The following is a 24654-nucleotide window of genomic DNA, read 5'->3' on the forward strand; positions in this document are numbered from 1 at the left end:
AGCACCATTTACCCATGACGACGCCGAATCGTTCATCCAGGCGAAAAGTGTCCGTTGTCGGTGCGGGAAGCGTCGGCACTGCGATTGCGTACGCGTGCTTGATACGCGGATCAGCCGACGCGCTCGCCCTCTACGACACCAACAGTGCAAAGGTCCGCGCCGAAGTTCTCGATCTCAACCACGGAACCCAGTTCACACCGCCGTGCACCGTCGAGGGAGGTGATGACATCTCGGTCACCGCGGGATCCGACTTGGTCGTCGTCACCGCGGGCGCAAAACAGCATCCCGGCCAGTCGCGGCTCGAACTTGCCGCGGTGAACGTCAAGATTGCACAGACTCTGACCGAACAACTATTGGCGGTGTCACCGGACGCGGTTCTACTCTTCGTCACCAACCCGGTCGACGTGGCGACCTACGCAGCGATCCAGGCTGCGGGACCGTCGTACCGCAGCCGAATTTTCGGATCGGGGACGGTGCTCGACACGGCCCGATTGCGATTCCTGCTGGCCACCGAACTCGGAGTCGCGGTCGAGAACGTCCATGCCTTCATCGTCGGCGAGCACGGGGACTCCGAGATTCCGCTCTGGTCGAGCGCAACCATCGGCGGAGTGCCGGCAACCTCGTTCGTGGGACCGTCGGGCGGCGTCCTCGGCCCCGACTTACGCGCGAGTGTCGCGAAGTCTGTGGTCGAGAGTGCCTACGAGATCATCGAAGGAAAGGGTGCGACCAACCTCGCCATCGGATTGTCGAGCGCATTCATCGCGGAAGTCGTGTTGCGGGACGAACAACGGGTTCTTCCGGTATCGACCTTGCAGACCGGTGTCCACGGACTCGATCGCGTTTGCCTGTCCCTTCCCACGATGGTCGGTCGTGCGGGTGCCGGTCGAGTCCTCGAGGTACCGCTCTCAGAAAAAGAGGCTTCGGGGCTCCGATCTTCTGCCCGTACATTGCGAGAGGTGCAGGAATCTCTGGGATTGTGAATATCTGTTCTGCTCGATATCCGACATATAGGATCAACAAATGATCAGCTTCCTGATTCGCGCCGCGATCTTCCTGGGTTCTGCCGCTGTCGGGCTTCTTGTTGCGTCGTTGATTCTTTCGGGCTTCTCGGCGCCCACATCCGGATTCATCGTTGCGGTCGTGATCTTTGCGATAGCGCAGTCGGTCCTGGCGCCGTTCATCGCGACAGTGGCAAAGCGCCACGCACCAGCATTTCTCGGCGGAATCGGATTGGTGTCGACGTTTGTCGCTCTGTTGGTGGCGTCGCTTTTCTCCAATCTGTCGATCTCCGGTGTCTCGACGTGGATTCTGGGAACAGTCGTCGTGTGGCTGGTAACAGCACTTGCGACGCTGGTGCTTCCGTTGTTGTTCGTGCGTAAGAAAGTTCAGGAGAAGAAGGCTCAGTGACGCGTCCGAACATCGGTATGGACTACTCAGTCCTGGACTGCCCGGATCCGGCTGCATTGGCCAACTTCTACGTCCAGGTCCTCGACTGGAAAAGCGTTCGGGACGAAGATGATTGGCACGTGATCGAAGGACCCGCCGGCGAGCGGCTCGCGTTTCAGCTTGCTCCGGATTTTGTTCCGGTCGACTGGCCGACATCCGGCGTCGGAATCCATCTGGATCTGCTCGTCGATTCTCTCGACCCCGCGGAGGCTTGGGTGATCAGCCTGGGTGCGCAGCGGGTGACCGGCATCCCGGAGCATCAGACTTTCCGCGTCTACCGCGACCCGGTCGGTCACCACTTCTGCCTGTGTCTGCGCGACTGAGTGTCGACTCGCCCCGATCTCGTCGACCGTGGATAATTCCGAACACTTGTCACGCCCGAGAATTGGAGATCGACGATGGCTTCGCAGAATTCCGACGAATTCCTGGTAGAACGTACGACGATCGTCAAGGCAGAAGCATCGGTCGTCTTCGCGTTGATCAACGATTTCCACCAGTGGACGCAGTGGTCGCCCTGGGAAGGTCTCGACCCGGCAATGCAGCGCACGTACGCGGGTCCTGACGCGGGCGTCGGGGCTTCGTACGCCTGGGCCGGCAACAAGAAGGCAGGTTCCGGTTCGATGGTGATCACCGAATCCGTCCCAGACGAACGCGTAGTTTTGGACCTGGTCTTCCTCAAGCCGTTCAAGGCACAGAACGTCACCACCTTTCTCATCTCTCCGAATGCCGGAGCCTCTCCCAATGCCGGTGAAGTTCAGGTGACGTGGAAGATGACTGGAAAGAAGAATCTGTTCTTCAAGATCTTCGGTTTCATCTTCAGCATGGACAAGCTCGTCGGAAAGGATTTCGAGAAGGGCCTGTCCCAGCTGAAAGCTGCTGCCGAAAAGGGCTGACGAGCCGGTGGTACCGTCTCCCGGTGTTACGGATGACGCCCACCGATGCCCAAACCTTCTGGATTTCGGAGAAGATCCCCAACGATCAACTACTGCTCTACTGTTTCGACGGGCAGAGCCAGTCGATCGACGAGGTACGACGCTCGGTGGTGGAACGAGCGTCGCTCATTCCGGATCTCAATGTTCGGATTCGTGAATCACCGTGGCATCTCGACTATCCGCTCTGGGATCCCATGCCGGTCGATGCCTCGTTGGTGAGAGTGCATGAGCTGCCGGATGACTCGTGGCCATCGTGTATTCACGGAATCGAAAAGCTTCTCGAAAACCACGTCGACCCGCGTGAGTCCCCGTGGACGCTTCACCTGTTCCACGGCGTCACCGGCGCGCCGCGTTGTAGCGGCCCGGCGCTGATCGCAGTTCTGCAGGTCGCGCATTCTCTGGCGGACGGCAAACGCGCGTCGGCGATTGCTCGCCAGCTGTTCTCGCCGCAACCGCCCGCAAAGCAGAAGACGGACGTGCGGCGTAGCGGATCAGCCGAGATTCTGGGCCGCGCCGCCTTGCGCCTGCCGGGTCAGCTCGTTTCGCTGTTCCGCGACGGACGGGCTGGGCACCGAGCGCAGTTACAGCTGCAGTTGGACACCGAATCGGGAGTTGTTGCGCCGCAGGCGGCGAGCCGTCCCAAGGTGCGCTCCAACATCCCGCCTGGACCTCACCGACTGGTGCGCATGGTCGTGCGGGACAGCGCAGATTTCCGTGGCGACGGCGTATCCGTCACAGTCGGAGCGATGACAGCCATCTCGGTAGCGATGGCGAATTACCTCACCCAGCGAGACGGCTCGGTACCGCCGGAACTGGGAGCTGAGGTGACCATCGCCAAGGTGGGTACACCCACAGCGCGCAACCACTTCCGCAATGCAGGTGTCGGACTGTTCCCGGATATCGATGATCTTCGTGAGCGAGCCCAACGGATCAAGGCGTCGATGGACGAGCGTCGCGCACGGGCATCCCATCCGTCGAGCGCAGCGTCGGATCTCGCGCTGAACGCGGTTCCCGGCCCGCTGGTCCGTTGGGGCGTGCAGCAATACGATTTCACGGCGGTGCCCGACGAGGTCACCGGCAACACCGTGGTGTCGAGTGTCGCGCGCGGTGACGCGGATCTGGTGCTCGGAGGCGGCGTTGTTCGGTTCACAGCCGGCTTCCCGAGTTTGTCACCGGTCATGTCGTTGACCCACGGCGTACACGGGATCGGGGACACGGTGACGATCAGCATCACCAGCAGTCCGGCCTCGATCGCGGACATCGACGTGTACGAGCAGATGATGCACGACGCGATCGACGAGGTACGCGAAGCGCTGTCGTGACGGCCTGATGTACTGGCAGCATGGGATTCACGCGCGCCGAACTGGAATCGTTCCGAGACGCCGAGATCGAGGATCTGATCGGGTCGAATTGTCGGCTGTTGTTCGTCGGTATCAATCCGGGACTGTGGACGGCGGCGACCGGCGCGCATTTCGCCAGGCCGGGTAATCGGTTCTATCCGGCACTGCTGCGGGCAGGCATCATCGAGCGTGCGATCGATCCCTCCGCGGGTATGTCGGACGCCGATACGCAGCACCTGATCGATCGCGGCGTCGGTATCACCAATCTCGCCGTTCGCGCGACGGCCAGAGCCGACGAGTTGACGGCGGAGGAGCTTGCCGCCGGGGGAGTGCGGGTGCGGGCGGTCGTGCGTGCGACAAAACCGAAAGTAGTTGCCTTCGCCGGGATCACCGCCTATCGAACAGCTTTCGGTGACAAGAAGGCGAAGGCCGGGCGCCAAGACCGTGATTTCGAGGGGGCAAAACTGTGGATCGTGCCCAATCCCAGTGGCCTCAACGCACACGAGACGGTGGACACCTTGGCAGCGAAATATCGTTCCGCCGCATCCGAAGCCGGACTTCTCTGAGAGAAGCCGCAGTTCCGTTCGGCCAGAACAAGGTACAAGTTAAAGTGCTTGTATGTCTGTTCTATACAACGTCTTTGTAGTGATTCACCTATTCGGTATGGCTGCCCTGGTCGGTAGCTACTTCACCGTCCTCAAGGCTCCTTCGGTCACCGAGGTCATGGTGTGGGGTGCCAGGATGCAGTTCGTGTCCGGCCTGATCATCGTCGGGTTGGGCGAAGGCGCCCTGGACAAGAATTACATTCACGCGAAGATCGCTGTGAAGCTGGTGCTTTCGCTGGTCATCGTGGCGCTTGCCGAGATCACCCGTGCGAAGCAGAAGAAGGGGCAACCCAATCCGAATCTGGTGCACGTCGTCGGCGGGTTGTCGATCGTAACCGTATTCGTGGCCGCGCTCTGGACCTGACAAAGACACAAACGAGCCCCGGCGATCGAAACTCGCCGGGGCTCTTTGCTGTTGACGCGTCTACAGGCCCGGACGCTTACCGATCGTCAGGGTCACTTCACCGGTATGGGCGAAGAAGTCGTTGCCCTTGTCGTCGACGACGATGAACGCGGGGAAGTCCTCGACGTCGATCTTCCAGACGGCTTCCATACCCAGTTCGGCGTACTCGAGGATGTCGACCTTCTTGATGCAGTCGAGTGCCAGACGAGCCGCCGGTCCACCGATCGATCCGAGGTAGAAACCTCCGTGGGTGTTGCAGGCGTCGGTAACCTGCTTGGAACGGTTTCCCTTGGCCAGCATGATCATCGAGCCACCGGCGGCCTGGAACTGCTCGACGTACGAGTCCATACGGCCGGCCGTGGTCGGGCCGAACGAACCGGACGCCATACCGTCGGGCGTCTTGGCTGGGCCGGCGTAGTACACCGGGTGATCCTTGAGGTACTGCGGCATCTCTTCACCTGCGTCGAGACGCTCTTTGATCTTGGCGTGCGCGATGTCGCGTGCCACGACGAGCGGACCGGTGAGCGACAGACGAGTCTTCACCGGGTGCTTGGAAAGCTCGGCGAGGATCTCGGCCATCGGCTTGGTGAGGTCGATCTTGACCGCAGCACCCTTGCCGGTACCCGAAATGCCATCGGTCTCTTCGTCGAGCTGAGCGTCCGTGACCTCGGGCAGGAAACGGCCCGGGTTGAATTCGAGCTGTTCCAGGAACACGCCCTCCGGCGTGATTTTGGCCTTCGCCTGTCGATCGGCCGAGCACGACACCGCAATGGCGACGGGCAATGAAGCGCCGTGGCGGGGGAGTCGAACGACGCGGACGTCGTGGCAGAAGTACTTACCGCCGAACTGTGCGCCGATGCCGATCTTCTGCGTGAGCTCGAAGACCTTCTTCTCGAGTTCGTGATCGCGGAAGCCGCGGCCCGTAATGGCGCCTTCGGTGGGGAGCTCGTCGAGGTAGTGCGCGGACGCGTACTTGGCTGTCTTCATCGCGAACTCGGCCGACGTGCCGCCGACGACGATTGCAAGGTGGTACGGCGGGCAGGCAGCGGTACCGAGCGAGCGGATCTTTGCCTCGAGGAACTGCATCATCGAGTCGGGGTTCAGGATCGCTTTGGTTTCCTGGTACAGGTAGGACTTGTTGGCGCTGCCGCCGCCCTTGGCCATGAAGAGGAACTTGTACGAGTTCTCATGTCCGGCAGCAGTATCGGCGTACAGCTCGATCTGCGCGGGCAAGTTATTGCCAGTGTTCTTCTCGTCCCACATCGTGATGGGGGCGTTCTGCGAGTAGCGCAGGTTCAGACGCGTGTATGCGTCGTAGACACCGCGGGCAATGGACTTCTCGTCGTCGCCGGGGGTGAGTACGTGCTGTCCACGCTTGCCCATGACGATGGCGGTTCCGGTGTCCTGGCACATCGGCAGAACGCCGGCAGCGGCGATATTGGCGTTCTTGAGCAGGTCGAGCGCGACGAACTTGTCGTTGTTCGACGCTTCGGGATCGTCGAGGATGCTCGCGAGCTGCGTCAGGTGATCCGTGCGCAGGTAATGAGAGATGTCGTGCAGCGCCGTTTCGGTCAGCAAGCGCATCGCTTCCGGCTCGACCTGAAGGAAGGTGCGGCCGTCCGGTCCCTCGACTGTCGACACCCCTTCGGTGGTGAGCAATCGGTACTCGGTGGTGTCATCACCGATCGGCAACAGGTCCTCATAGAGGAAGTCGGCCATCATCTCTCCTGAACAAGGGTGCGTGCGAAGGTCGCATTCAGGTTATCGTTGGGGGTTTCCTTCTCCGAATCGGGGCGGGTGTGAGCTGGAATTATCCGGATGCCACTGGCTCGATCAAGATACTTCGACCAGTTCGGAGAGCTCGGCGCCGCGAAATTCGGCAAGTATTTCGGCCTGCTCGGCCACTGCTGCACGGGCCGATCGTGACCACGTTCCCCACGGGGTGATCGCGACCTTCAGCTTCTTTCCGGACGCCCGCGGTCGCCACAGTCCGGTGATCGTGCCGCCGACCACCACCGTGCCCGGTCGCCCGAGGGTCGGCCACACCGTCTTCTGGGCGGCCGGATCGGGCACCAGGGTCTCCCGATCCTTGAGCTGTACATACGGATCGAAAGGCCCGAGCAAACGCGTACTCGAATCGGAGGGGGAGCCGAGCAAGTCTTCGCGGTCTTGTTCGAGAATCCACCGCTTCTCGCCGTTCACCTCGATCTCCTCGGCATCGACGGGCCAGTGGGCTTTGACGTCCTTGACCGGGGCATCGAGAAACGACGCGACGTGAGCAGGAGTGGCGGGGCCGTAGAAGCGCAGATACCCGCGAATCACGTCGAAGCGGGGATCGGCGTCTGAACCTGAGGCTGTGTACGGGCGTCGGCGCCAACCCGGAATGCGTTCGAGCACTGGGGGAGATGTGCCCGGCTGTAGCTCGAGGCCTGCCTGAAGTGCCGCGAGCCGGAACGGCATCTCGTACAGATGAGTGGCGTTGCACGGGCGGCAGAATCTCAGAAAGGGCTCGGTGACCCGCGTGGTCAATTGCGCGGACATCTCGCCCTTGACGGTTGGTTTCGAGACGATGTCCCGCATCGCAGTAGCAACTGTTTGCAGGGCACTCAGCGTCGGGATGCCAGCGGCCTTCAGGGGCCGATTCGCGTCGTAAATTCGCTTGGCTGCATCAGCCTCGCTGAACGGCGACGTGGCGACGGCGATGGCAGGCAGGTCGCCCCGACGGTAATAGTGGGGAGCGCCGCGCAACGTCCAGGCGAGAGCGAACTCAGTGACGTCGCCGCGGACGCCGCGGATCCGTAGGGCCCAGGCGGCTCCGTCAGGTCCGGTGTTCTGAATCCCGAGATCGAGAATGCTGCAATCGCTGTGATCGGCGTCACCGGCAGCCGCTCGGTCGAGTTGATGGCGGTGCCACCGGAAATTATCTACCTGCGTGAGTGAGGTTGCGCTAGACATGATTTCAGTTTACTGGTGGGTAACCGCAGGATTTGGGACAGTTGATCAATGCGACGACAGAATTGGTGAAATTCGACCGATTGTCCGGAATTTTTTCAGTAGCAGACCTTATTAGTCGAAATAATGACCCCATTGTCGGAATCCTTTGCCAACTGGTCGTTCGTATGATTACTGTTACCCACGTCACGGATACATTACAGATGTGACGCAGCTGTCACAGCACTGTCGGGTGCTTTGGGTAGCTGACCTCTGACTTCTCTAGGAGATTCACATGGGTTCACTGATGTCGATCGTCGAACTTGCACTCAAGGGCCTCGGCTCGGTCGGTGCCGGCGACCAGTTGTTCGAAACCTTCATCGGTTCGGTTCAGACGAACACGGGCAGCCTCAAGCCCCTCCTCTGATCCTGCTCGCTGGAATCGGATCGTTCGACCACACAACTTCCGCTCGGGTGACCGAGACCTAAACAACTGTAGGAGTTTTCATGGGATCCTTCGAAATCGTGGGGAACGTCATCACGGCTGTCAACAACGTCGGCACCGCATTCTTCAATTCGCTGACCGAGCTCAGTGGCGGCACGGTTACGCCCAAGTAAGCGTCGTCTGACGAGAAAGGCTCACGCACTCGGTGCGTGAGCCTTTCCGTGTCGACCGGATCGAGTTTTTCCGATCACGTCGGGTTTGCCTCTTTCAGCCGGTACCGTTCGAAAGGTTCCGCTGCCGAAGAGAGTGACCCGGATGATCGAGACTCGTGCTTTGCGAACGGTTTTCCGCGTCTTCGTGGCGTTGGCCACGGCAGTATGTGGGCTCCAGCTCCTCACGGCACCGGGTCACGCTCAGTCGGTGGACAGCAGGCTGGTCGACATCTCGGTGTACTCACCGTCGATGGGGCGCGACATTCCGTTGCAGGTCTTGCGGCCGGCTGATACCTCCACGCCCGCTCCGACGCTCTACCTACTCAATGGAGTGGACGGAGGAAAAGACGACGCGACGTGGTCGGTGCGGACCGATGCACCGAAGTTCTTCGCGGACAAGCACGTCAACGTGGTCACCCCTCTCGGTGGAGCATTCAGCTACTACACCGATTGGGAGCGGCCGGACCCCGGCCTCGCGAAATCCGGCAACAACAACGGGGTCAACATGTGGACCACGTTCCTGACGGAAGAACTACCGCCAGTCATTGATTCGACGTTCGGGACGACCGGCGAGAACGCACTTGCCGGCTTGTCGATTGCAGGCACGTCGGTACTGGATCTGGCTATGGCGGCGCCCGCGCTGTACAACAGTGTCGGGTCCTTCAGCGGGTGTGCGATGACGAGTCCAGGCATCGGTCAGGACTTCGTGAAACTCGTGGTCGCAGTGGGTGGTGGCAACGCGGAGAACATGTGGGGTCCGTACGATGGCCCGGGTTGGCCGGCTCACGATCCGGTTGTCAACGCGGACAAGCTACCTCGAATCCCGATGTACATCACTACCGCAACCGGGATTCCGGGTCCGTACGACACGCTTGCCGATCCACGGATCGACAACGACGTCACAGATTTGGCGTTGCAGCTTGTACTCGGTGGCGGAATCGAGGCGGCAACTCACTACTGCACCACCCAGCTTGCGGACAAGACGAACGCATTGGGTATGAACAACATTCGCTACAACTTCAAGCCGGCAGGAACGCATTCATGGGGATACTGGGAAGACGACTTACACGACTCGTGGCCGATGATCGCCGCGTCGCTCGGCGTGTGAGGCCCCATCGAGCAAGCCTTCGAAGCGTCGTTCTCGTCGGCGCGCTCGCCTTGATTTCACTACTTGCGTTGCCCTCGACCGCGCTCGCCGACGAGACCCCGAAGATAACGAGTGTCACCGAACTGTCTTCGCGCTTGGTTCTTCTCGACGTCGCGAGTCCCGCCATGGGGCGCACCATGCAGGTGAAAGTGCTGCTTCCTGCCGACCGCTCGGAACCGCGCGGGACGCTGTATCTCCTGGACGGCAATTCCGGGCAGATCGAAGAGAACAACTGGCTGGCTCCGGCTAACGGCGATATCGTCCCGTTCTTTGCCGACAAGAACGTGAACGTCGTACTCCCCATCGGTGGAACCGGCACCATGTACACCGATTGGCAGGAAGACCACCCGAAATTCGGTCGTCTGAAATGGGAGACGTTCCTGACGAAAGAGCTTCCCTCACTGATCGACACGAGGTTCGCAACCAACGGGCACAACGCAATCGGCGGGATCTCGATGGGTGCAGAGGCCGCGCTGATCCTGGCCCAACGCTCGGCCGGGTTGTACGACGCGGTCGCGGGCTACAGCGGCTGCTACACAACCGTCGGAGGATTCGGCAAGGCGTTGACCGATCTTGTGGTCATCAACGGAAATGCCCGTTCGGAGCAGATGTGGGGTCCGGCCGGCAGTGAGGCTTGGCAAGAGCACGACATTTTCGCCAATGCCGACAAGCTGCGCGGCACCAAGGTGTATCTCGCCTCGGGATCGGGACTACCAGGCCCGCACGAAACTCTCGATACTCCTGCCCTGGGCCGGGTACTGGTCGTTGGCGGGGTCATGGAACTGGGATCGAACCTGTGCACCGACCAGATCACGCAGGTGTTGCGCGATCGCGGAGTCGATGTCACCCGCAGCGCTCAACCGGTGGGGACGCACGGTTGGCCGTACTGGCGCGACGAACTCGTTCGCTCCTGGCCGATGCTCGACTCTGCGTTGTCGGCTTGAGTAATTCCTTGCGATGAGTTTCCGCTTCGGGCCGGGTCTATAACCCTGTACACCTGATTCGTAACCTCATCGACAAGGACAGAACATGCCTTCCATCACTCCCTGTTTGTGGTTCGACAACCAAGCAGAAGAAGCAGCGAACTTCTACATCTCGGTGTTCGGTTCCGGGCAGATCCTGGGAATCGAAAGATACGTCGAGGGATCGCCTTCCGGAATGCCGGCGGGATCGGTGATGACCGTCAGCTTCGCGCTCGGTGGTCAGCGATTCACCGGATTGAACGGCGGACCGATGTTCACGTTCTCGGAAGCAGTGTCGTTCGAGATTCCGTGCGTCGATCAGGCTGAGGTCGATCACTACTGGTCCAGGCTGACCGAAGGTGGGGAAGAGGGCCCGTGTGGATGGGCCAAGGACAAGTTCGGATTGTCCTGGCAGGTAGTCCCGAATCGTCTTCTCGAACTGATGAAGGATCCGGATCGGGCCAAGGCACAACGCGCCACGGACGCGATGATGAAGATGAAGAAGATCGATATCGCGGAGCTCGAACGGGCCGCAGACGCGTCCTGAACACGATCTGGCCGATGGGCGACAGTCTTCGTTAGCTGATGCTAGCCTTCCCTAATTCTCGCTGGAGCGTTGGAGGAGTGCTGGTAACCATGCGAATCAAAGTCTCTCGAATGAAGATTGCAGTCACGGCCTTGGCGGCCTCGCTCGCCGTCGCCGGGCTTGCCGGCTGCAGCAGTGACAGCGCTGACGCACCCGCGGAGGCGGGAGCAACCGTCTCGACCATGTTCGGTGACGTCGAGGTCCCGGCCAACCCGCAGCGCGTCGTCGCGCTCGGTTGGTCGGACGCCGAGACGGCACTTGCCCTCGGAACACAGCCGGTCGGTGTCGCGGACTGGATGGCGTTCGGTGGCAAGGGCGTCGGACCCTGGATTGCGGACGAGTTCACCACAGACCCGAAGATCCTCGGAACCATGGACCTGAGCATCGAGGACGTCATTGCTCTCGACCCGGACCTGATTTTGTGGACGAGAAGCGACAACACGCAGGCCACCTACGACAAGCTCAGCGCCATCGCGCCGACGGTCGGGCCGCCCCCGGGTCTGGCCACTGCGTACGGGACGACGGTCGAGCAGCAGACCGAACTCGTCGCGAAGGCTCTCGGCAAGGAAGCAGAAGGAAAGGCGCTACTGTCCGGCCTCGACGCCAAGTTCGACGCTGCAATTGCCGCCAATCCGAGCTTTGCGGGTAAGACAGCGGCCGTCGGCGCCTACAGTTCCGATGGTTACGGCGCGTACGTACCCGGCGACGCACGCGCAGACTTCATGACGCGCCTCGGCTTCACGATCCCGACGGCGATCACCGAAAAAGCCACCGGAAACTTCTACATCCCGGTCGCCAACGAGAACCTGAACTTGTTCGACGCGGATCTCACGGTTCTGTTTCCGATCTTCCTCGACAGCAGTGCGTTTGCGAACGATCCGCTGCTGCGCGCAATCCCGTCGGCCCAGGAGGGACATCTGTTGATCCTCGATGACCCGGCACTCGTCAATGCGTTCTCGAGTGGCTCGGTACCGGGGTTGACCTACGCAATCGACAACGCCGTTCCGAAGTTTGCGAGCACGCTCGGCGCCTGATCAGAGGTGTTTCGGGACCTGCCCGTCACTGTGAGCGTGTTCGCAAACAGTGGCGGGCAGTTCTCGTGCGTCAGTACACTGGAAAAAGTGAACTTTCAGCTAACGAGCGGCGGCCCAGTGGAGATCGCTCCAGTGGAGATCGAAGCGACCGCTCCTCGTTTTCCGCGGATGCATGCATACGTGGATATCGCTGTTGTGATCGTGGTGCTGGTGGGAACCAATCTGATCGCGCATTTCACCACCGCCTGGGCAAGCATCGCGACGGTACCCATCTCTGCTCTCGTCCTGTTGGCGCTCACCAAGCGCCGGGGAATGGGTTGGGCGGAATTGGGGCTGTCCCCTCGTGACCTGCGGCGAGGTTCGAAGTACGCGCTTGCTGCCGTCGGCCTGGTCCTGACCGTTGTCGCCGTCGGCGCTCTGCTTCCGCTCACACGTCCTTTCTTCATGGCGGATCGCTACGCCACTATTTCCGGCGCGATCATCGCGTCGATGATCGTGATCCCGCTGCAGACCGTCATTCCCGAAGAGTTGGCTTTCCGTGGCGTCCTGCACGGCACGTTGAACCGGGTCAGTGGATTCCGCGGCGTCGCCGCTGCCGGTTCTCTGATGTTCGGACTGTGGCATATCGCGTCGTCGATGGGTTTGACCAGTGGTAACGAAGGGCTGTCCGGCTTTCTCGGTACCGGAGTCGTCGGCCAGGTCGCCGGCATCCTCGGAGCTGTTCTCGCCACCGCTGCGGCCGGTCTCGTATTCACCTGGCTTCGTCATCGCAGCGGCAGCCTGATTGCGCCGATTGCTCTGCATTGGTCGTTGAATGGTGCAGGTGCACTGGCTGCGGCGCTTGTTTGGCATGCAACTCTTGCTTGATCCCAATATCTGACAAAAAGGACAGCATTCGCCGCGCGGCGCCGGGTAGTTTTGTGCTTTGCTCAGTAAGTGACGCACCTTCATCGAGGCCATGTCTTCCACATTTCCGGTCGTCCGACGGTTGAGGATGCGGCGCAGTCGCTCGTCTCGATCCCCGACGGCGTCTTGGCGATCGACGATGCCGGAACGATCGTCTACTGCGGAGAATTCGAATCGCTCCCCGGAGACCTCGCGGGCGGCGAAATTCACGATCATCGACCGGGTTTCCTGCTGCCCGGATTCGTCGATGCCCACATTCATTTCCCTCAGACCTACGCCGGCGATGCGTACGGCGGCGGCCAACTCCTCGAGTGGCTCGACCTGTGCGTCTTTCCCTCCGAATCGAGATTCGCTGATCCGGAGTTCGCCCAGCACGCTGCCGAGGCCTTCTGCGCTCGCCGAATCGCCACGGGAACGACGGCCGCGATGGTGTTCGGATCGGCCTTCCCGCACGCGCAGGACGCATTGTTCAGTGAAACTCTGAATCGCGGCCTTCGAGTGGTCAGCGGCCGCGGGATTCAGACCACCGGCCCGGCGTCCGCTGCCGCGCTGATCACCTCGGAAGAGGACGCGATCAGACTCACCCGCGAGGAGATCGACAAGTGGCACGCGGCTGACACCGGCGACGTGAACACCGCACTCATTCACGTTGCAGTGGTTCCCCGCTTCTCCCTCGCGGTGACAACACGGACGCTGAAAGACTTGGGGGAGTTGTACGACTCGGTCCGTGACAGAGGCGTCTACTTCCACAGCCATCTCAACGAGAACAATCGGCCGGGAACCGGCGAGGTGGCAACCACACTCGCCGAGTACGAGGTCGAGACCTATCTCGATACGTACGACGGCAAGTTCCTCCCCGGCTCACAGGTCGGCGGAAAGAGCTTTCTGGGTCCGCGCGCGATACTCGCGCACTCGGTGCACTGCCAGGACTCCGAACTCGCACGCATGGCCGAGACCGGAACCTCGATCGCACATTGCCCGACGTCCCAGCAGTTTCTCGGCTCAGGCACCATGCCGTGGAAACGAACCGTTGCGTCAGGGGTCAACATCGCGATCGGATCGGACTTCGGCGGCGGCGACGAGTGCCTGCTCACCCGAGTCCTCGGCGACGCCTTCAAGGTTCATATCTCCGAAGCCGGCGACGACGGAGTGTCGATGCACCCCGCCGAACTGCTGTTCACCGGAACACTCGCCGGTGCTCGCGCGCTGGACATGGAGAACCGGATCGGCAACTTCGACGAGGGCAAAGAGGCCGACTTCCTGGTGATCGATCCCTCCGGGTGGCTGCCGCTCGCCGGGCTCGTCAACCACGGAACGCGTTCGGATGATCCGATACTCGCCCGTGACCAGACGCTCTTCGGCCTCCTGATGGCGATGCGCGAGCCCGCGATTGCGCACGTATACGTGCAAGGGCGCCGGGTGTCGGGCTGACGTGTCCGCAACCGCCATCACCGGGTATCACCGAACGAGTTCGGGATTCCGGGCGTGGGTCGAGCGTGCGGCCGAGACCGCCGGTCGATTCAACGGCTACCTGAGCTGTGGCATCAGTGATCAACCGGAACCGGTGTCGCACGGCATGTCTGTCACATTCGACAGTGCCGACGATCTTCACCGCTGGCTGGAGTCGGGTGATCGCCGCGATCTCGAAAGAGCCGCTGCGGCAACGGGAATTCTGGCACAGACGAGTGATCTGGTCCTCGTCGACGGAGTTCTGCCGCCGCCCGGTATCGGCGTGTACGACCACGTCGTCGTCGTGGGTAAGGAGAACGAGTTTCTGCGAACGCAACGCCATCTCATCGATCTCAGTTCGCGATTCTCCGGCTACGAGTCGGTGATGTTGTTGCGGTCGGTCACCGACTCCACCCAGTGGAAGTCCGTCCTTCGGTTTCGGACCGAGCAGCAATTGGCGGAGTGGATGGCGTCGCCCGAAAGGGCCGCGGCACTGCCGAAACTGCGAGCCGAGTTGGCCGAGGACTTCACCGAGACCACGCGGTCGACACCGTTCGGCACGATTCTGCGCACGGAGAACGGGCAGACCCGTGCGACGCCGAATTGGAAAACGGCGATGATCATCCTGCTCGTTCTCTATCCGACAGTGATGACGCTGTCACGATTTCTCGGTCCGCTGCTCGACGGGATCGGAGCGCCGCCGTGGCTGTCGATGTGGTTGAGCCAGATAGTCAGCGTCGGCGCCATGACGTGGTTCCTGATGCCGACGGTCACCAGGTGGTTCCGCCACTGGCTCGACCCGGTCGACGGCGCCGTTCCCCGCACCAACTGGCGCGGTGTCGCAGCGGTAATTGCGGTGTACGTCGTGACTCTGACGCTCTTCGCCTCCGTGAAGTGGCTGCAGTTCTGGGACTACTTCGACTGAATCCGGCCTCGGCGGAAGTAGGTGAGCGGCCCGAAGAAGTTGACGAAGATGATCGCCGCCCACTTCTTCTTGCTGCCGTTGACCGTATCGGCAGGGCGTCGCGCCAGGTCTGTCCACGCGGCGATCGCCAACAGGGACTGAATCGTTGCGAGCAGGGCGGCGACGCGGCGCTGCGCGGGTGACAGCTCACTCCAGGATTTCTTTTTTGTGAGGTTCATGAACTCCACTGTGCCCTCGAACGTCCGATTGGTGTCGAGATAGGGCTGCTATCGGTGCCTGGAGTTCCGCAAATCGGTGTGAATAGCGTCACCATGATGACCGCTAGGTACGGTCCCGCGGTCAGTCGGGATGGTCGTTTTCGGCGTAAAGATCTCGCTAACTCGAACTGTGGCTGAATGTTTGCGCCCGGACTAAGCTCGCGTGGCCACATTGCCGCGGGGGATTTGGCCAATCTGCTGGTACGCGCTCTAGCGGGAGCAACGCCCCCTCTGTTAAGTAAGGCTTGCCAATCTTGTGGTCCGCCTACAGGTTTGATGCTGCGAGATAGCTGTTATCGGGAACGATGTTCGGAATACGTCAATAAATCGTCCGTAGGTGACAGTTTGATCACTGCCGGTGGGCGTCACCTGTGTGTATGTCCGTGTCCCGAAGGGGTCGAAATGTAACGTCCCGGACACATTTGGTGTCGCGGAAGTAACGGAAGACCTCTACTCTTATCGCCAGCAGCCACTCACGTGGCGGCAATCCTCTGGACCGTATCTTCGACAGGAGCACATCGCATGAGCAGCGCAGAATTCTCGGATGCCTTCACCTTCCTCAACGACTTCTTCAGCAACGCGTCTGATCTCTTCAGCGCTCTGAGCTTCTTCACCTCGCTCAGCTGATAGCTTCCGGCCGCTAGGCCGACTCAGTGGCCCCCGAAGACGATGTCTTCGGGGGCCACTGTTGTCTGTTTGACTATCTGTCTAACGTCCAATTTGGTGACAATGTGAGCATTGTTGGCCAAGTGCATGGCGGGGTTGATGTGACTGTGGTGGAATGCGAGCGAAAGAAGATAGCTTGCCTGCCCGCCACTTCCAGCGGGACACGCCGATGATCGGAGCTTTGTGCACGTCTCGCGAAGAAACCTCTTCAAGTACGCAGCTGCTGGATCGGCAGCTGCCGGACTCGCTGCATTGAGCGGTACGACGTCGGTGGCCAATGCCGGTTCACTAGGGACCCTGCTCGATTACGCCGCCGGTGTGCCGTCCGCTCAGGCAATCAAGGCCGCCGGGTATGCAGGCGCCATTCGATATGTCTCGGACAGGCGCCCGGGAGCCGATTGGATGGTCGGTAAGCCCGTACTGGCGCGGGAAACCGACGCGTTGACGGCGGCCGGACTCCAAGTCGTTTCCTGCTATCAATTCGGCAAGGGCGGAACGGCGGACTGGCGCGGGGCTCGCGAGGCAGGCAAGCGTCATGCTTCCCGTGGCCTCGAACTACATGCTGCGGCCGGTGGGCCGTCCGGTCGGCCGATTTACGCGTCGATCGACGACAACCCGACCAGTACCGAAATCACCACCCTGATCGCGCCGTACCTCGAGGGGTGGGCCTCGGTCGTCGGCAACGGAGCACTCGGTATCTACGGAAACACTCGCGTGATCGACGCAATGATCAGCGCCGGCGTCGGAACCTGGTTCTGGCAGCACAACTGGGGGTCGCCCGCAGGATATGTGCACCCGAGGGCAAACCTGCACCAGTTCGAGATCGACAAGCGCAAGGTCGACGGCGTGGGCGTGGATCTGAACTCGATCCTCACTCGCGACTACGGCCAGTGGTCGTTGGCCGGTGCGGTCGGTCCGGTCCAGCCCGTCGGATCCTCGTTGCCGACAGGATCTATCGCACCATAGCGCCGAATTTGGCGAGCCAGGCTTTGGCGTCATCGGGGAGGGTGCCCGCCGCTTCGGCGGCGAGGCACCATGCTTTTGCCATCGACAGGAAGTTCATCGGGTTGTAGGCGTCTTCTTCGCGAGACCACAATCCGTTGCCGGCGTAATGCAGGATCGTGATGTTGGCGGCTCCGTGCTTGGATCCGTCGCCCGGATCCTCCATCGGGTTGTCGATCTCGCACACGATCCATCCGCGCTGCTCGTCGACGACGAACCAGTTGGCCGGGAATTCGGTCATGCGGTGCCCCGGGAACTCTGTCATTGTGCGAGTGACCCACTTGCGTACAGCCTCTCGGCCATTGAGGGTGCCGAAAGCGTGTTCCACGTAGACGACGTCCTCGGTGAACATGTCCGCGAAGGCGTTCCAATCGCCGGAACGAGTGCACTCGACAACGGTGTTCTGGTACCCCGCGAAGGCGTCTTCGAGTTCGGTACGCGTCCAGGTCATGAAAGGCTCCTCGGGTAGTGGTCGCCTCAAATTAGAACACGTTGCAGAATTGATTGTCGGCGATTCGATGCAGACGAGTTCTGCGGTACCGTCGTTGACGGGTCGGGGACCCAATATGTGAGAGGGCAACGCGTGGATACCATCATCAGTTTCATCTACACACTTTTGTCGAAGTTGCAGACTGGCAGCATCGAAGGCTCTTCGGAGAAGTGAGTCCTCTGCCGGGTTGATTCCCTTACGTGACTTTCTGTTTGGGAATCAATCCGGCGAACACCATCGTCACAACGGCGGCTGCGATGGAAATCAGGAACGTGGCACGAAACGCCTCGAACGAGGGGATCACTGCGGTGCCGACGGTGATGGTCATTCCGGCCAGAACGACGCTCACGATCGCGGCAGACGTCGATGTGCCGATCGATCGCATCAAGGAGTTCAGTCCATTTGCGGCCGCAGATTCCGTGATGGGCACAGCGCCCATGATGAGGGCGGGCATCGCCGAGTACGCCAGTCCGACGCCTGCACCGATGATCATTCCGGCAGCGGAGACCTGCCACACGCTCGAAACCGTGAAATACGCAAAGGTGTAACCCAATCCGATTATCAGCGCGCCAAGCATCAGCGTGATTCGCGGGCCTTGCCACGCCGAAATTCGAGCGGACACAGGTGAGAGTGCCATCATGACGAGTCCACCGGGAGCCAGCGCGAGTCCTGCTGCGACCATGGACAATCCGAGTCCGTAGCCGGTGGATGTCGGTGCCATGAGGAGTTGGGGGAGCGTCAAAGAGTTGCCGTACATGGCAAATCCGACGGCGATCGACGCGAAGTTGGTGAAGAGAACCTGCGGCCGGGCCGATACTCGGAGGTCCACTAGAGGTGCGTTGCGTCGAAGCTCCCACCATCCCCAAACCAGGAAGCTGAGGGCGGATACGCCCAAGAGCCCGAGCGTTTTTGCGTCGCCCCATCCCCAAGTCCCGCCTTTGGTGATGGGCAGCAGCAGAGTGATCAGGCCGACTGTGAGGCCGAGGGCTCCGACGAAGTCGAAACGGCCCGGGCGTCGTACCGTTGATTCGGGAATGACGAACGCAACAAGTGCGACGCAGATCAATCCGAGTGCCGCCGCAGTGACGAAGAGGAAGTGCCAGTTGGCATGCTGAGCGATGACCGCGGCGATGGGCAATCCGATCGCACCACCGACGCCGAGGGTGGCGCTCATGACCGCCATTGCCCCGGCTACCTTTTTCGGCGGCAGTACATCGCGAATGATGGCTATGCCCAATGGAATCGCCCCGATAGATGCTCCTTGAAGTGCACGTCCGATAATGAGCACCACGAGTGAAGGTGCGATCGCGCAGATGGCCGAGCCCAGAACGACCAATCCGAGGCTGACGAGCAGCATTCGCTTCTTGCCGAACATGTCGCCGAGCCGCCCGCTGATCGGCGTGATCACCGCGGCAGCGAGGAGTGTTGCGGTGACCGCCCACGAGGTGTCGGTGGGGGTGGAATTCAGTAGGTGAGGCAACTGCGGGATGATCGGGACTACCAGTGTCTGCATCAGTGCGACGACGATTCCGCACAGTCCGAGGACTGTGAGCACGGGACCCGAAGGTGCGTAGTTCGTGACCGTGGTTTTCTTGTCCGGGGATTTCTCGTCGACGTTCGACGAATCTGCGTGCACGGACATGCGGCTCCCGCCATGGATTGTTTCTGATTTGGTGCGTTCGCCCCAATGTGCACGCTACACATCGTGTGTATTCTGCACAATATGAGTATGGATCGAGAACCCGAACTGGTGAACATCGAGTACGAGTTGACCCTGCTCTCGCGTTACCACGCGCTGGCTCAAAGAGCCGAACTTCTTCTGGACCGGTCCGCGTATCTGTTGCTCGGACGACTGGAATTGCAGCAGCCCATGAGCCTCAAGGAACTCTCTTGTGCTTTCTCGCTCGACATTTCGACCATCAACCGGCAGATCGGCGCTCTGAGGCGGCAGGGTCTGGTGGAGCGGGTGGAGGATCCGGACGGTGGGCTGGCTCGAAAAGTTCGGCCGACGGCGCAGGGTCTGGCGAAACTCCGTGCAGACCGCGCACATTCGACAGCAGGAGTCGCAAAGGCGCTGCGTGAGTGGACGCCGGAGCAGCGCTTCGCGCTCGGTGACCTACTGCGGCAATTCAATACCTCGGTCGAGTCCTTGGAAGGCCGCGAATGGCCGCGACCGAATCAGGTCTGAGAGTGCGAGACGGACCGCAGTGATCGGTCCGGATCGCTCGAATCCGATTCCGGCGCAATGACAACAAGTTTCGGATGTTCCTCGGGGGCGGTGTGATTTCCCCGCCAGGAAAGCAGTGACCAGCGTGAGAGTCCGGACAGTGCCGACCCGAGGCTGGCGAACGAGCCCGAACTCAGCACCGATGCCGTAGACCCGATGCTCCCGATCGAAAGGAAAGAGCCGACGCTACCGATCGAGAGAATCGAGTACGCCGATCCGATCGAGAGAATGGACCCCTCGGATCGGATGGACAGTATCGATCGACTCGACTTGTGAGACCGTATCGACTGGTCGTCTGGCCTTGACGTCTGCTCTGGACGGCCATGCGTGATGTCCACTCGTAGATGTCCCATCTATCGGGTCTATCACGGTGATCGGAGATGCAAAAGGGACCCGCCGGAATTCGGCGGGTCCCTTTCACAAGACTTCGATCAAGCGACCGCGAACATACCCACGGTCGGGAGGAAGCTGCAGGTGATGCGATCTGCGCCTTCCGGCTGGGTGGTCAGCGAACCGCTGATCACCGAGAGGACGCGTCCCGGACCCGTATCGGCAATAGCCGACAAGGTGGCGGGACCATCCGGGTTGATGCGCGACGCGTTGGTCAGGTTCTGGGTGGCGCTGCGCTGGTTGTCGATGTTGACCCACGTCACGGTCATCGGCACCGGCTGGTCGTCGACGGCGGGAGCCGTACCGAGAGCGGTGAAGACGAACCCGGCCTGACCGGCAGCGGGGCCGGGAGGGGGCAGGTGAGCCGGGCCCGGAACAGCAAGCGCGGTTCCGACCGAATCGGCGGTGGCCGAGATGCAGCCCTTGCCAAGCGTCGGGTAGAGGAACTGCGCGATGACGGGGGCGTTCTCGTTCGGGATTTCCGGTCCGCCGCCGCCGCTGCCGTCGAGGAAGGTGATGACCTTCTCGAGGGTGGCTTTGATCTCGGGCGGAATGCCGGGAGAGTTCAGGATCGCGCGAGCTTGGTCGAGCAACGCTTGCTGCGGGCCGCCGGCGACGTCAGCCGGACCTGCAGCGGCGCCGATGATGGCGGGCGCAAACGATGCGAGGAACTCGATCGGCACACTTTCGGGTGCGGGCGGTGCTGCCGGATCGGCCATTGCCTGTGCCGGCAATGCCAGTCCTGCTACTGCGGCAATAGCGACGGCGGTGAACGCCTTTCGCATACCTCGGGTTCGAAGCACTGTTTCCCCATCCTTAGTCATACCGCGCGGGCGCCTAGGCGAGCTCCGCGTTTGACGGCTCGAGGGGTCACTCTATGTACAGAGCCCCCGGGTTGTACAGCTGTTCAGTTGCTGAGCAGCTACGCACCGGGGGGGAGTCTATGGCATGACCGGCCTCGATCGTGATTTACGGCGACCATACCTGTGACTGAAGTGATCTATGTGAAAGTTGATGCAACTGTTACGTCAGATTGCGAGGTTTGTTTACTCGGAGATCAGTCGAAACGGACCGAATCGTCGACGAGTACGTCAATTCGACGGGCAAGGTCGAAGTCCAGTTCCGTGAGACCGCCCGCCGAGTGTGTCGAAAGCGTGTACGTGACCTTTCGCCAGCGAACGTCGATGTCAGGATGATGATCTGCGGCCTCGGCGACAGCCGCGATGCGTTGAAGAAGCGCGATCGCATCCGGGAAAGTCGCGGAATCGACGGTACGAGTGATCGAGCCCGGCGACAGCTGCCAGGCCGGCAGTTCGTCGAGAGCGCTTTGGATCGCGGAGTCGGACAACAAAGTGGCCATACTCCATCATGGTGCGATGAGTGATGTGCCTGCAAGGGATCGCGAAGTTGTCGCCGGTGCGATCTTCCGTGGGGGAAGGCTGCTCCTCGCGCAGCGGACGAGTCCGCCGGCGTTGGCCGGTCGCTGGGAACTGCCGGGCGGGAAGGTCGAGGAGTTCGAAACGCCGCAGGCTGCGTTGGCCCGCGAGTTGCGCGAGGAGCTTGCGGTAGAGGTTCGATGCGGAACAAGAATCGGCGTCGACGTGCAACTGTCGGCCGGGTTGGTCCTGCGGGCGTACCGGGCGGAGTTGGTGTCCGGCGAACCGGTCGCGCTCGACCACGCTCAGTTGGCATGGGTCGATGCCGAAGAACTCTTGTCGATGGATCTGGTCGACAACGATCGAGCCTGGATCCCCGAATTGCTCGAGGAGTTGAGGGCGCTTACGCCGCGCGGGCCTTCTTGAGACCGGCTTTCAGTTCCTTCTTGGATGCGCCCTCGTTCTCGAGCTTCTTCATCCGCATGATGACGACGGGGCACTTGATGCACCGTGTCTTCTTCCGGCAGCACTTCTTTTTCGGCTTGAGCTTCGAGACCTTGCTTGCCTTGATTTTTCCCATGTGACGCTGCGGCTTTCCTGTTTCACTACGGCGGAGAGCCCGCTCTTGGAACGAGGTTAGCGTACCCTTAAACACCCTGTTTCTCCAGGTCGTAATCCTACTCGCTTCAGCGTGGTGCAGATCACTATTGGCTGGTGGGGGCGGTGATAGAGGCCGCACAATGCAGGAGTATCCGCTCGGAGCGAGTAGTATTTACTAGGCCGCGGTGCCTATTCAGGCGATTCGTGCCCTGATTCGGATCACACACTCGTGCAGCGGCCACCAGAAGAGCCGTGCGACTTGACTTTCGCGTGGCCGAATCAACTCAGCCAGGAGAGCCATCGCGTGACCACCACCAGCTTCCGTAACGTTGCCATCGTCGCACACGTCGACCACGGCAAGACCACCCTCGTCGACGCCATGCTTCGTCAGTCCGGCGCGTTCGAGGAGCGCGCCGAGCTGGTCGATCGCGTCATGGACTCCGGCGACCTCGAACGCGAGAAGGGCATCACGATCCTCGCGAAGAACACCTCGGTGCACAAGCGCAACGAGGATGGTTCGGTCACCGTCATCAACGTCATCGACACCCCGGGCCACGCCGATTTCGGTGGCGAGGTCGAGCGCGGTCTGTCCATGGTCGACGGCGTCGTCCTGCTCGTCGATGCGTCCGAGGGCCCGCTTCCGCAGACGCGTTTCGTGCTGCGTAAGGCACTTGCTGCCTCACTGCCCGTGATCTTGGTTGTCAACAAGACCGATCGTCCCGATGCTCGCATCGAAGAGGTTGTCTCCGAGGCTCAGGACTTGCTCCTGGACCTCGCGTCCGATCTCTCCGACGAGGCCGCCGAAGCCGCCGAGCTTGCGCTCGGGCTGCCGGTTCTCTACGCCTCCGGCCGCGAGGGCAAGGCTTCGACGGTGCAGCCCGAGAACGGTCAGGCGCCCGACGCCGAGGACCTCACCGCTCTGTTCCAGGTTCTGATGGAGTACGTCCCGGCCCCCAAGGGCACGGTCGACGCGCCGCTTCAGGCTCACGTCACCAACCTCGACGCGTCGGCATTCCTCGGTCGCCTCGCGCTGGTTCGCATCCACAACGGCGAGCTGCGCAAGGGCCAGACCGTGTCCTGGTGCCGCGAGGTCGACGGCGAGCCCGTCATCACCAAGACCAAGATCACCGAACTGCTCACCACCATCGGTGTCGAGCGTGTTCCCGCCGAGGTTGCGCTTGCCGGCGATATCTGCGCTGTTGCGGGCTTCCCGGACATCATGATCGGCGACACGCTTGCCGACCTCGACAACCCGGTTGCGCTGCCTCGCATCACTGTCGATCAGCCGGCTATCTCGGTCACGATCGGTACCAACACCTCACCGCTGGTCGGCCGCGTCAAGGGTCACAAGCTCACTTCGCGCATGGTCAAGGCTCGCCTGGACCAGGAGCTGGTCGGTAACGTCTCGCTCAAGGTCCTCGACATAGGACGTCCCGATGCCTGGGAGGTCCAGGGTCGTGGAGAGCTCGCGCTCGCCATCCTCGTCGAGCAGATGCGTCGCGAAGGCTTCGAACTGACCGTCGGAAAGCCGCAGGTGGTCACTCAGACTGTCGACGGTAAGATCCACGAGCCTTTCGAAGAGCTGACCATCGACAGCCCCGAGGAGTACCTCGGCGCCATCACTCAGCTTCTGGCCAACCGCAAGGGCAAGATGGTTCAGATGTCGAACCACGGTCAGGGCTGGGTTCGTATGGAGTTCATCGTTCCTTCGCGTGGTCTTATCGGCTTCCGTACGGAATTCCTCACGGATACCCGCGGAACCGGCATCGCCAACGCCGTCTTCGACGGGTACGGCCCCTGGGCCGGCGAGATTCGTGCACGCCACACCGGTTCTCTCGTGTCGGACCGTTCCGGCACAGTGACGCCGTTCGCCATGATCCAGCTGGCTGACCGCGGAACCTTCTTCGTCGAGCCCGGCGCAGACACCTACGAGGGTCACGTCGTCGGTATCAACCCCCGTCAGGAAGACCTCGACATCAACGTCACCCGCGAGAAGAAGCTGACCAACATGCGTCAGTCGTCCGCAGACGTGATGGAGACCCTCGCGAAGCCCATCAAGCTCGAGCTCGAAGCGGCCATGGAATTCTGCTCCGGCGACGAGTGCGTCGAGGTCACCCCCGAGGACGTCCGCGTCCGCAAGGTGCATCTCAATGCAACCGAGCGCGCTCGCGAGCGTTCGCGTAGCAAGTCTCGCGACAAGGCTGCTCTGTAGTCTTTCGTCGGTTACCACCTGACAGGCGGATGTGCCTTTCAGCCGAGTTTTCGGCGGAAAGGTACATTCGCCTTCATGGTTTCCGGGTGAAAGTTCTGCCCGGAAATCGAG

Annotated in this window: 28 protein-coding genes; 19 read left to right on the forward strand and 9 right to left on the reverse strand. The window is 61.3% G+C overall.

Annotated features, from left to right (window positions below):
• Positions 1-14: 14 nt before the first annotated feature.
• From QMA15_RS18810 to QMA15_RS18840, 7 genes are all read left to right on the forward strand, one after another.
• Positions 15-980, forward strand: coding sequence for an L-lactate dehydrogenase (locus QMA15_RS18810; RefSeq protein WP_021332766.1), 966 nt, complete (start codon positions 15-17; stop codon positions 978-980).
• A gap of 40 nt (positions 981-1020) precedes the next feature.
• Positions 1021-1407, forward strand: a complete 387-nt coding sequence (locus tag QMA15_RS18815) for a phage holin family protein (RefSeq protein WP_019744552.1) — start codon at positions 1021-1023, stop codon at positions 1405-1407.
• Positions 1404-1769: a VOC family protein gene (locus tag QMA15_RS18820; RefSeq protein ID WP_019744551.1), complete on the forward strand. Its 366-nt coding sequence runs from the start codon at positions 1404-1406 to the stop codon at positions 1767-1769. Before QMA15_RS18815 ends, QMA15_RS18820 begins: the two co-directional genes overlap by 4 nt.
• A 75-nt stretch (positions 1770-1844) precedes the next feature.
• A complete protein-coding gene (locus tag QMA15_RS18825; protein WP_069146339.1) occupies positions 1845-2339 on the forward strand; it encodes an SRPBCC family protein in 495 nt (164 codons plus the stop codon).
• 32 nt (positions 2340-2371) lie between these two features.
• Positions 2372-3700 (forward strand): WS/DGAT domain-containing protein, encoded by a 1329-nt coding sequence (locus QMA15_RS18830; protein ID WP_290285829.1) that lies wholly within the window; start codon positions 2372-2374, stop codon positions 3698-3700.
• A gap of 20 nt (positions 3701-3720) precedes the next feature.
• Positions 3721-4284, forward strand: a complete 564-nt coding sequence (locus tag QMA15_RS18835; RefSeq protein WP_042952471.1) for a mismatch-specific DNA-glycosylase — start codon at positions 3721-3723, stop codon at positions 4282-4284.
• A gap of 52 nt (positions 4285-4336) precedes the next feature.
• The gene (locus tag QMA15_RS18840) at positions 4337-4687 is read left to right on the forward strand and encodes a hypothetical protein (RefSeq protein ID WP_290285833.1); all 351 of its coding nucleotides are present in this window, start codon (positions 4337-4339) and stop codon (positions 4685-4687) included.
• Between the two features lie 60 nt (positions 4688-4747).
• Here the strand turns inward: QMA15_RS18840 and QMA15_RS18845 are convergent, their stop codons facing one another.
• Together QMA15_RS18845 and QMA15_RS18850 are read right to left on the reverse strand one after the other, a co-directional pair.
• The gene (locus tag QMA15_RS18845; RefSeq protein WP_003945198.1) at positions 4748-6445 is read right to left on the reverse strand and encodes a fumarate hydratase; all 1698 of its coding nucleotides are present in this window, start codon (positions 6443-6445) and stop codon (positions 4748-4750) included.
• A gap of 114 nt (positions 6446-6559) precedes the next feature.
• Positions 6560-7681, reverse strand: a complete 1122-nt coding sequence (locus QMA15_RS18850) for a winged helix DNA-binding domain-containing protein (protein WP_290285834.1) — start codon at positions 7679-7681, stop codon at positions 6560-6562.
• Between the two features lie 271 nt (positions 7682-7952).
• Between QMA15_RS18850 and QMA15_RS18855 the strand changes: the two genes are divergently transcribed.
• From QMA15_RS18855 to QMA15_RS18890, 8 genes are all read left to right on the forward strand, one after another.
• Complete coding sequence (locus tag QMA15_RS18855; RefSeq protein ID WP_255246888.1) at positions 7953-8084, forward strand: hypothetical protein; 132 nt, start codon at positions 7953-7955, stop codon at positions 8082-8084.
• Between the two features lie 333 nt (positions 8085-8417).
• The gene (locus tag QMA15_RS18860) at positions 8418-9422 is read left to right on the forward strand and encodes an alpha/beta hydrolase family protein (protein ID WP_290285836.1); all 1005 of its coding nucleotides are present in this window, start codon (positions 8418-8420) and stop codon (positions 9420-9422) included.
• Positions 9419-10405, forward strand: coding sequence for an alpha/beta hydrolase family protein (locus QMA15_RS18865; protein WP_020908496.1), 987 nt, complete (start codon positions 9419-9421; stop codon positions 10403-10405). Before QMA15_RS18860 ends, QMA15_RS18865 begins: the two co-directional genes overlap by 4 nt.
• A gap of 85 nt (positions 10406-10490) precedes the next feature.
• Positions 10491-10970, forward strand: coding sequence for a VOC family protein (locus QMA15_RS18870; protein ID WP_290285839.1), 480 nt, complete (start codon positions 10491-10493; stop codon positions 10968-10970).
• Between the two features lie 89 nt (positions 10971-11059).
• On the forward strand, positions 11060-12043 hold the full coding sequence (locus tag QMA15_RS18875; RefSeq protein WP_020908495.1) for an iron-siderophore ABC transporter substrate-binding protein: 984 nt from the start codon (positions 11060-11062) through the stop codon (positions 12041-12043).
• 168 nt (positions 12044-12211) lie between these two features.
• Complete coding sequence (locus tag QMA15_RS18880) at positions 12212-12910, forward strand: CPBP family intramembrane glutamic endopeptidase (RefSeq protein WP_020908494.1); 699 nt, start codon at positions 12212-12214, stop codon at positions 12908-12910.
• Positions 12911-12979: 69 nt separating this feature from the next.
• Complete coding sequence (locus tag QMA15_RS18885; RefSeq protein ID WP_290285844.1) at positions 12980-14380, forward strand: amidohydrolase family protein; 1401 nt, start codon at positions 12980-12982, stop codon at positions 14378-14380.
• A gap of 1 nt (position 14381) precedes the next feature.
• The gene (locus QMA15_RS18890; RefSeq protein WP_069146333.1) at positions 14382-15323 is read left to right on the forward strand and encodes an antibiotic biosynthesis monooxygenase; all 942 of its coding nucleotides are present in this window, start codon (positions 14382-14384) and stop codon (positions 15321-15323) included.
• Here the strand turns inward: QMA15_RS18890 and QMA15_RS18895 are convergent.
• On the reverse strand, positions 15311-15541 hold the full coding sequence (locus QMA15_RS18895; RefSeq protein ID WP_029255832.1) for a PLD nuclease N-terminal domain-containing protein: 231 nt from the start codon (positions 15539-15541) through the stop codon (positions 15311-15313). The two genes, QMA15_RS18890 and QMA15_RS18895, sit on opposite strands and share 13 nt — an antisense overlap.
• An 888-nt stretch (positions 15542-16429) precedes the next feature.
• Between QMA15_RS18895 and QMA15_RS18900 the strand changes: the two genes are divergently transcribed.
• Positions 16430-17212, forward strand: a complete 783-nt coding sequence (locus QMA15_RS18900; protein ID WP_020908491.1) for a DUF1906 domain-containing protein — start codon at positions 16430-16432, stop codon at positions 17210-17212.
• On the opposite strand, the gene QMA15_RS18905 is transcribed toward QMA15_RS18900, so the two are convergent.
• On the reverse strand, positions 17199-17699 hold the full coding sequence (locus tag QMA15_RS18905) for a nuclear transport factor 2 family protein (protein WP_007726289.1): 501 nt from the start codon (positions 17697-17699) through the stop codon (positions 17199-17201). The two genes, QMA15_RS18900 and QMA15_RS18905, sit on opposite strands and share 14 nt — an antisense overlap.
• Positions 17700-17934: 235 nt before the next feature.
• Positions 17935-19380: an MFS transporter gene (locus QMA15_RS18910; RefSeq protein ID WP_020908490.1), complete on the reverse strand. Its 1446-nt coding sequence runs from the start codon at positions 19378-19380 to the stop codon at positions 17935-17937.
• Positions 19381-19461: 81 nt separating this feature from the next.
• On the opposite strand from QMA15_RS18910, the gene QMA15_RS18915 reads away from it, so the two are divergent.
• A complete protein-coding gene (locus QMA15_RS18915; RefSeq protein WP_041815101.1) occupies positions 19462-19926 on the forward strand; it encodes a MarR family winged helix-turn-helix transcriptional regulator in 465 nt (154 codons plus the stop codon).
• Here the strand turns inward: QMA15_RS18915 and QMA15_RS18920 are convergent.
• From QMA15_RS18920 to QMA15_RS18930, 3 genes are all read right to left on the reverse strand, one after another.
• Positions 19917-20318: a hypothetical protein gene (locus tag QMA15_RS18920; RefSeq protein WP_232253247.1), complete on the reverse strand. Its 402-nt coding sequence runs from the start codon at positions 20316-20318 to the stop codon at positions 19917-19919. The two genes, QMA15_RS18915 and QMA15_RS18920, sit on opposite strands and share 10 nt — an antisense overlap.
• Positions 20319-20396: 78 nt before the next feature.
• Positions 20397-21140: a hypothetical protein gene (locus QMA15_RS18925; protein WP_029255827.1), complete on the reverse strand. Its 744-nt coding sequence runs from the start codon at positions 21138-21140 to the stop codon at positions 20397-20399.
• 272 nt (positions 21141-21412) lie between these two features.
• Positions 21413-21715: a 4a-hydroxytetrahydrobiopterin dehydratase gene (locus tag QMA15_RS18930; RefSeq protein WP_029255826.1), complete on the reverse strand. Its 303-nt coding sequence runs from the start codon at positions 21713-21715 to the stop codon at positions 21413-21415.
• Positions 21716-21731: 16 nt separating this feature from the next.
• Here QMA15_RS18930 and QMA15_RS18935 point away from each other — a divergent pair, with 16 nt between their 5' ends.
• Entirely contained in the window at positions 21732-22157 is a 426-nt protein-coding gene (locus QMA15_RS18935) for a (deoxy)nucleoside triphosphate pyrophosphohydrolase (RefSeq protein ID WP_024487314.1), read from the forward strand.
• Here the strand turns inward: QMA15_RS18935 and QMA15_RS18940 are convergent.
• Positions 22135-22311 carry a hypothetical protein gene (locus tag QMA15_RS18940; protein WP_019744526.1) on the reverse strand — a complete coding sequence of 59 codons (177 nt, stop codon included), beginning with the start codon at positions 22309-22311 and terminating at the stop codon, positions 22135-22137. The genes QMA15_RS18935 and QMA15_RS18940 overlap by 23 nt on opposite strands.
• Positions 22312-22635: 324 nt before the next feature.
• Here QMA15_RS18940 and typA point away from each other — a divergent pair, with 324 nt between their 5' ends.
• A complete protein-coding gene (gene typA / locus QMA15_RS18945; protein WP_019744525.1) occupies positions 22636-24543 on the forward strand; it encodes a translational GTPase TypA in 1908 nt (635 codons plus the stop codon).
• The last annotated feature ends 111 nt before the right edge of the window (positions 24544-24654 follow it).

This window comes from Rhodococcus sp. APC 3903 (assembly GCF_030407755.1).
Lineage (GTDB): Bacteria > Actinomycetota > Actinomycetes > Mycobacteriales > Mycobacteriaceae > Rhodococcus_F > Rhodococcus_F erythropolis.

Excerpts from the sequence above, each read along its gene's own strand:
- QMA15_RS18925 (WP_029255827.1), bottom strand. The coding sequence starts at position 21,140 with ATGCGAAAGGCGTTCACCGCCGTCGCTATTGCCGCAGTAGCAGGACTG.
- QMA15_RS18845 (WP_003945198.1), bottom strand. The coding sequence starts at position 6,445 with ATGGCCGACTTCCTCTATGAGGACCTGTTGCCGATCGGTGATGACACC.
- QMA15_RS18825 (WP_069146339.1), top strand. The coding sequence starts at position 1,845 with ATGGCTTCGCAGAATTCCGACGAATTCCTGGTAGAACGTACGACGATC.
- QMA15_RS18870 (WP_290285839.1), top strand. The coding sequence starts at position 10,491 with ATGCCTTCCATCACTCCCTGTTTGTGGTTCGACAACCAAGCAGAAGAA.
- QMA15_RS18915 (WP_041815101.1), top strand. The coding sequence starts at position 19,462 with ATGAGTATGGATCGAGAACCCGAACTGGTGAACATCGAGTACGAGTTG.
- QMA15_RS18935 (WP_024487314.1), top strand. The coding sequence starts at position 21,732 with ATGAGTGATGTGCCTGCAAGGGATCGCGAAGTTGTCGCCGGTGCGATC.
- QMA15_RS18940 (WP_019744526.1), bottom strand. The coding sequence starts at position 22,311 with ATGGGAAAAATCAAGGCAAGCAAGGTCTCGAAGCTCAAGCCGAAAAAG.
- QMA15_RS18895 (WP_029255832.1), bottom strand. The coding sequence starts at position 15,541 with ATGAACCTCACAAAAAAGAAATCCTGGAGTGAGCTGTCACCCGCGCAG.
- QMA15_RS18840 (WP_290285833.1), top strand. The coding sequence starts at position 4,337 with ATGTCTGTTCTATACAACGTCTTTGTAGTGATTCACCTATTCGGTATG.
- QMA15_RS18860 (WP_290285836.1), top strand. The coding sequence starts at position 8,418 with ATGATCGAGACTCGTGCTTTGCGAACGGTTTTCCGCGTCTTCGTGGCG.
- QMA15_RS18855 (WP_255246888.1), top strand. The coding sequence starts at position 7,953 with ATGGGTTCACTGATGTCGATCGTCGAACTTGCACTCAAGGGCCTCGGC.
- QMA15_RS18810 (WP_021332766.1), top strand. The coding sequence starts at position 15 with ATGACGACGCCGAATCGTTCATCCAGGCGAAAAGTGTCCGTTGTCGGT.
- QMA15_RS18880 (WP_020908494.1), top strand. The coding sequence starts at position 12,212 with ATGCATGCATACGTGGATATCGCTGTTGTGATCGTGGTGCTGGTGGGA.
- QMA15_RS18910 (WP_020908490.1), bottom strand. The coding sequence starts at position 19,380 with ATGTCCGTGCACGCAGATTCGTCGAACGTCGACGAGAAATCCCCGGAC.
- QMA15_RS18830 (WP_290285829.1), top strand. The coding sequence starts at position 2,372 with ATGACGCCCACCGATGCCCAAACCTTCTGGATTTCGGAGAAGATCCCC.
- QMA15_RS18905 (WP_007726289.1), bottom strand. The coding sequence starts at position 17,699 with ATGACCTGGACGCGTACCGAACTCGAAGACGCCTTCGCGGGGTACCAG.
- QMA15_RS18920 (WP_232253247.1), bottom strand. The coding sequence starts at position 20,318 with ATGGGACATCTACGAGTGGACATCACGCATGGCCGTCCAGAGCAGACG.
- QMA15_RS18930 (WP_029255826.1), bottom strand. The coding sequence starts at position 21,715 with ATGGCCACTTTGTTGTCCGACTCCGCGATCCAAAGCGCTCTCGACGAA.
- QMA15_RS18835 (WP_042952471.1), top strand. The coding sequence starts at position 3,721 with ATGGGATTCACGCGCGCCGAACTGGAATCGTTCCGAGACGCCGAGATC.
- QMA15_RS18850 (WP_290285834.1), bottom strand. The coding sequence starts at position 7,681 with ATGTCTAGCGCAACCTCACTCACGCAGGTAGATAATTTCCGGTGGCAC.
- QMA15_RS18875 (WP_020908495.1), top strand. The coding sequence starts at position 11,060 with ATGCGAATCAAAGTCTCTCGAATGAAGATTGCAGTCACGGCCTTGGCG.
- QMA15_RS18815 (WP_019744552.1), top strand. The coding sequence starts at position 1,021 with ATGATCAGCTTCCTGATTCGCGCCGCGATCTTCCTGGGTTCTGCCGCT.